6 protein-coding genes are annotated in these 5,144 nt (G+C 62.9%); 5 read left to right on the top strand and 1 reads right to left on the bottom strand.

Annotation, left to right across the window (positions count from 1 at the left end; all coding sequences use genetic code 11):
- The 4 genes from HX869_RS30190 to HX869_RS30175 form a co-directional block, all read left to right on the top strand.
- On the top strand, positions 1-729 hold a 729-nt coding region (locus HX869_RS30190; protein WP_178904107.1), incomplete at its 5' end, for an aldehyde dehydrogenase family protein.
- Complete coding sequence (locus HX869_RS30185; RefSeq protein WP_177029062.1) at positions 726-2,111, top strand: aspartate aminotransferase family protein; 1,386 nt, start codon at positions 726-728, stop codon at positions 2,109-2,111. The genes HX869_RS30190 and HX869_RS30185, both read left to right, overlap by 4 nt.
- A 139-nt stretch (positions 2,112-2,250) precedes the next feature.
- On the top strand, positions 2,251-2,739 hold the full coding sequence (locus HX869_RS30180) for an Lrp/AsnC family transcriptional regulator (protein WP_003219468.1): 489 nt from the start codon (positions 2,251-2,253) through the stop codon (positions 2,737-2,739).
- Positions 2,740-2,778: 39 nt separating this feature from the next.
- Positions 2,779-3,360: a GNAT family N-acetyltransferase gene (locus tag HX869_RS30175; RefSeq protein ID WP_256580017.1), complete on the top strand. Its 582-nt coding sequence runs from the start codon at positions 2,779-2,781 to the stop codon at positions 3,358-3,360.
- Here the strand turns inward: HX869_RS30175 and HX869_RS30170 are convergent.
- The gene (locus tag HX869_RS30170) at positions 3,338-4,222 is read right to left on the bottom strand and encodes an EamA family transporter (RefSeq protein WP_178904106.1); all 885 of its coding nucleotides are present in this window, start codon (positions 4,220-4,222) and stop codon (positions 3,338-3,340) included. The genes HX869_RS30175 and HX869_RS30170 overlap by 23 nt on opposite strands.
- A 115-nt stretch (positions 4,223-4,337) precedes the next feature.
- Between HX869_RS30170 and HX869_RS30165 the strand changes: the two genes are divergently transcribed.
- The gene (locus HX869_RS30165) at positions 4,338-5,144 is read left to right on the top strand and encodes a helix-turn-helix transcriptional regulator (RefSeq protein ID WP_178904105.1); all 807 of its coding nucleotides are present in this window, start codon (positions 4,338-4,340) and stop codon (positions 5,142-5,144) included.

Here is a 5,144-nt window from a genome sequence, read left to right as displayed (position 1 = left end):
CTGGAACTGGGCGGCAACGCGCCATTTATTGTCTGCGCCGACGCCAACCTTGAGCTGGCAGTGAGAGTCGCGGTCGAGGCCAAGTTCCAGACCTCCGGCCAGGACTGCTGCGCGGCCAACCGGATCATGGTCGACCGTTCGATCTACTCCGAATTCCTCAGCCGCTTCGCTGCCGCCGTGCGTGAGTTGCGGGTCGGCCCGGCATTGGTCGACGGGCAAGAGCAAAGCGTCGACATCGGCCCGTTGATGCACCAGGCCGCCTTCGACGTCACCGCCGAACGCGTGGCCGACGCCCTGGAGCTGGGCGCGCAACGCCTGGTGGGCTGCGAAGGCCACGCCCTGGGCGGGCTGTTTTACCAGCCAACGGTACTCGCCGACGTGACCCCACAAATGCGCATCTACCGCGAAGAAAACTTCGCGCCGATTGCCGGGGTGCTGCCGTTCGACTCGATTGACCAGGCCATCGAAATGGCCAACGACACCGAGTACGGCCTGGCCGCCTACATTTGTTCCAACCGCCTGGACCTGATCTACCCGCTGATCCGCCGCCTCGACCACGCCATGATCGCGGTCAACGGGGTGAAATTCACCGGTCACCCGATTCCCTTCGGCGGCATGAAAGCCTCGGGCCTGGGCCGTGAAGGCGCCGCCGAGGGCTTCGAAGCCTTTGTCGAAACCAAATACTTTTGCCTGCATCACCAAGGCCAATTCCAAGGAGAGCAACTATGAGCCAAGCATTCAACAGCCTGTTCGAACAAGACCGCGCGCACTTCATGCACCCGTCCACCCACGCCCATGATCACGCCAGCGGCGCACTCAAGGGCCGCATCATCAAGAGCGCCTCGGGCATCCGCATTCGCGACCAGGAAGGCCGCGAATTCATCGATGCGTTTGCCGGCCTGTACTGTGTGAACATCGGCTATGGCCGCACCGAAGTTGCCGACGCCATTTACAAGCAAGCCAAGGAGCTGGCCTACTACCACACCTATGTCGGTCACTCGACCGAGGCAATCATCGAGCTGTCGAGCCGCATCATGGACTGGGCGCCCGAAGGCATGAAAAAGGTCTACTACGGCCTGTCCGGCTCAGACGCCAACGAAACCCAGATCAAGCTGGTGCGTTACTACAACAACGTACTGGGCCGTCCGCAGAAGAAGAAAATCATCTCCCGCGATCGCGGCTATCACGGCTCAGGCATCATGACCGGCAGCCTCACGGGCCTCGCCGCCTTCCATCAGCATTTCGACCTGCCGGAAAAAGGCATCCAGCACACCATTTGCCCGCACTGGTACCGCAAGGCACCGGCGGGCATGGACGAGGCTGCGTTCGTGCGTCACTGCGCCGATGAGCTGGAAAAAATGATCCTCGCCGAAGGCCCGGACACGGTCGCGGCGTTCATTGGCGAACCGGTAATGGGCACCGGTGGCATCGTGGTGCCCCCGGCCGGTTACTGGGCGGCGATCCAGGCGGTACTGAACAAGTACGATGTGTTGTTGATCGCTGACGAAGTGGTCTGCGCGTTCGGCCGGCTGGGCTCGAAAATGGGCAGCCAGCGCTACGGCATGCGCCCGGACCTGATCACCACGGCCAAGGGCCTGACCAGCGCCTATGCCCCGCTGTCAGCGGTGATCATCGGTGAGAAGGTGTGGGACGTGATTGAAAAGGCCTCGACCCACGAAGGCGCCATGGGCCACGGCTGGACCTACTCCGGGCACCCGATCTGCGCCGCGGCGGCGCTGGCAAACCTGGATATCCTGGAACGGGAGAACCTCACGGCGAACGCCGACGAAGTCGGTGGGTACCTGAACCGTCGCCTGCGGGAAACCCTCGAAGGTCACCCGCTGGTGGGCGAAGTACGCGGCGACGGCCTGCTCGCCGCCGTGGAATTCATGGCCGACCGTGAGCAACGCACGCCGTTTGATCCTGCGCTCAAGGTCGGCCCCAAAGTCTCGGCGGCCTGCCTGGAACGCGGGATGATCGCCCGGGCCATGCCACACGGCGACATCCTCGGCTTTGCGCCGCCGCTGATTTTGACCAGGGCGGAGGCAGACCTGATCGTCGACATCACCAAAGGCGCGATCGACCAGGTGGCCGGGGAAGTGTTGGGCTGATGAGTTTCCCTTAGGAGCAAGCTTGCTCGCGATGGTCGTGAACGATAACGTGCTAATCCTGAATTAACGCGTCGTCCTCAGGCTCATCGCGAGCAAGCTCGCTCCTACAGGGTCCGTGCGCCTTTGGAGTTCGTTGCCGATGCACAAGCTTGACCGCTACGACCTGAAAATCCTGCGTATCCTCTCCGAGGACGGGCGCATCACCAAATCGAGCCTGGCCGAGGCCATCAACCTTTCGGTAACGCCCGCCTGGGAGCGCGTGCGCAAGCTGGAAAGTGCCGGCCTGGTCAAGGGCTACCGCGCGGTGATCGACTGGAATCAGGTGTTCAAGAGTCAGCAACTGCTGGTGGAAATCACCCTCGCCCGGCACACCGCCCAGGACATGCGCCGCTTCGAACAACGCATGAGCGACGCCCCCGACGTGGAGTTCTGCTACGCCACCGGCGGCGGCGTGGACTACATCGCAATGATCCGCGCAGCCGACATCGACCAGTACCAGCGTTTCATCGATCAACTGCTGATGGAAGACCTGGCCATCGAGCGCTACTTCACCTATATCGTCACCAAAACCATCAAGACCACCGGCGCGCTGCCGGCCCAGGCGCTGGACGATACGGCCTGTTCCTGATGCTTGTATAACGCCCGTAATCCCGGCAGGATTGCGCCCGTGATCTTCACGGACGAGCACATGATGACCCTGCCCTTTTTCGCCCCCGTACTTCTCACCACCGAACGCCTGGGCCTGCGCCCTCCCCATCAGGATGACTGGCGCGCGCTGTTTGCCATTTGGTCCGACCCCGAGGCCATGCGCTACTTTTCCTTTCCCACCATGACCCGCGCCGAGCAAGCCGTTGAACGCTTCGGCCAATTGATGGAGGCATCGATTGCCGGTGAAGACCTGGTGTGCATGGTGGAGTTGCTGGCCACCGGCGAGGTGATCGGCAGTTGCGACCTGTTCAATGTCGACGAGCAATGCCGCCGCGCTGAAATCGGCTTTACCCTGGGCCGCCAGTATTGGGGCAAGGGCTACATGAGCGAAGCCGCCCGCGCCGTGATCGACCATGGGTTCAACACCGCCGGGCTGCGCCGCCTTGAAGCCGACATTGACCCACGCAACCTGGGCTCCGCGAAGCTGCTTGAGCGCCTGGGTTTCGTCCGCGAAGGCTTGCTGCGCGAGCGCTGGGTGGTCGGCGACGAGATCTCGGACAGCGCGCTGTATGGCCTGCTCAAGCGTGACCGTCCTGCCTGACCCACAACGGGCGCCCCTTCTTCAGGCCGACGATCAGGGCCAAGAGGATCAAGCCCATGGCCTGCCACTGCGAAACCCCGGGGCGCTCACCCAGGATCAGCATTGAACTGACGATGCCGAACACCGGGATCAGCAGTGACAGGGGCGCCACCCGGGAAACCGGGTACTCGCGCAACAGCAGGTTCCAGCCCCAGTAACAGAAGTGCGTCGCGCCATACACCTGGAACGCCAGCGAGAACAACGCCACGCCGTTCAGTTGAGCAGGCAAAGCGATAAAGGCTTGCGAGCCATCCAGCAGCCACGTCAACAGCACCAGCGGCAACGGCGCAAACAGGCTGGCCCAGACTACGAAGGCAAAGATCTCCCGCACCCCGGAGACCTTGATGATGATATTGCCGATGCTCCAGGCCAGGGCACTGAACAGCACCAGGGCAAACCCCAGCAGCGTGGCCGTCCCCACCACGCCCAGCAGCATGCCTGCCAACCCCACGGCCGCCAGCAGCACACTGATCAATTGCGCCAGGGAAAGGCTTTCCCGAAACAGCAGCACGCCCCAGCCCATGGTGAAAAATGCGCTGAACTGGATCAGCAACGACGCGCTGCCGGGCGGCACGCCCATGGCGATCCCGAGGTTGATCAAGGCCCACATCGCCACCCCGAATATCAAGCCATAGGCCGCCAGCCACTTCACCGCGACCTGGGGCCGGCGCACCAGAAACACCCAGGGCAACGCCGCCAGGGTGAACCGCAGGGCCGTCAGCAACAGCGGGTTGATCTCGGCCAGGCCGAGTTTGGTAATGGGGAAATTGAGTCCCCACACAGCCGTCACCAGGACGGCCAGTAACAGGTGTTTTTGCTTCATCGTGACGGGTCCATTGACTCGGTGGCACGACAGGAGGCCGTGCATCCGACAGATTTTTTCGTAAACCGCGATGGCCCGCCTGCGATTGTGGGTCAACAAAGGCTAGAATCAGGCCATGCCCGATATTCATCCCTACGAAAACACCCCGCGCGACGTGGTCGTGACCGCCATCGACTATGCCGACGGCGAGCTGTTCCCCGCCCACGCGCACCCGCGAGGCCAGTTGGCCTATGCCAGCCAGGGTGTCATTACCGTCTACAGTGCCATCGGTAACTGGGTGGTGCCGCCCCGCCGCGCGATCTGGGTGCCGCCGCATGTGTCCCACGCCATGCTGATGCGCGGGCCGGTGACGATGCTCAACACCTACATTCGCCCGCAGGCGGCGCGGCAGCTGGAGTTGCCGCAACAGTGCCAGGTGCTGGATGTGTCGCCGCTGCTTGGGCAGTTGCTGGAGAAGGCCGTCGAGGTACCTGCGCGTTACGCGATGGGTGGCCGCGACAGCTATTTGATGGGCTTGCTGCTGCACGAGATCGCCCGGATGCCGGTGCTACCGCTGTGTGCGCCGTTGCCGGCCGAGCCTCGATTGGCGAAGGCCTGCGAAGAGTTCCTGGCCGGGCCTTCGTTGGAAATCGGCATTGATGCCATGGCCCTCGGCGCGGGTATGAGCCGCCGGACTTTTACCCGCCAGTTCCGCCAGGCCACGGGGATCAGTTACCTGCAATGGCGCCAGCAAGCCTGTTTGCTGGCGGCGATTGTGCGGCTGGGCAATGGGGAACCGGTGACCAGGGTGGCGCTGGATCTGGGGTATAGCAGCCCGAGTGCGTTTGCCACGGTGTTCAAGCGTGTGTTGGGTGAGGTACCGAGCCGTTATTTCACCAGGGAGTTGCGGGGGGGTGGGTCGCGGTACATATCCGTTATTTAG

The sequence above is a fragment of the Pseudomonas sp. P7779 genome (assembly GCF_013386315.1).
Classification (GTDB): domain Bacteria; phylum Pseudomonadota; class Gammaproteobacteria; order Pseudomonadales; family Pseudomonadaceae; genus Aquipseudomonas.
The sequence above is the reverse complement of the archived record's forward strand: the minus strand, read 5'-3'. Positions and strand labels throughout refer to the sequence as shown.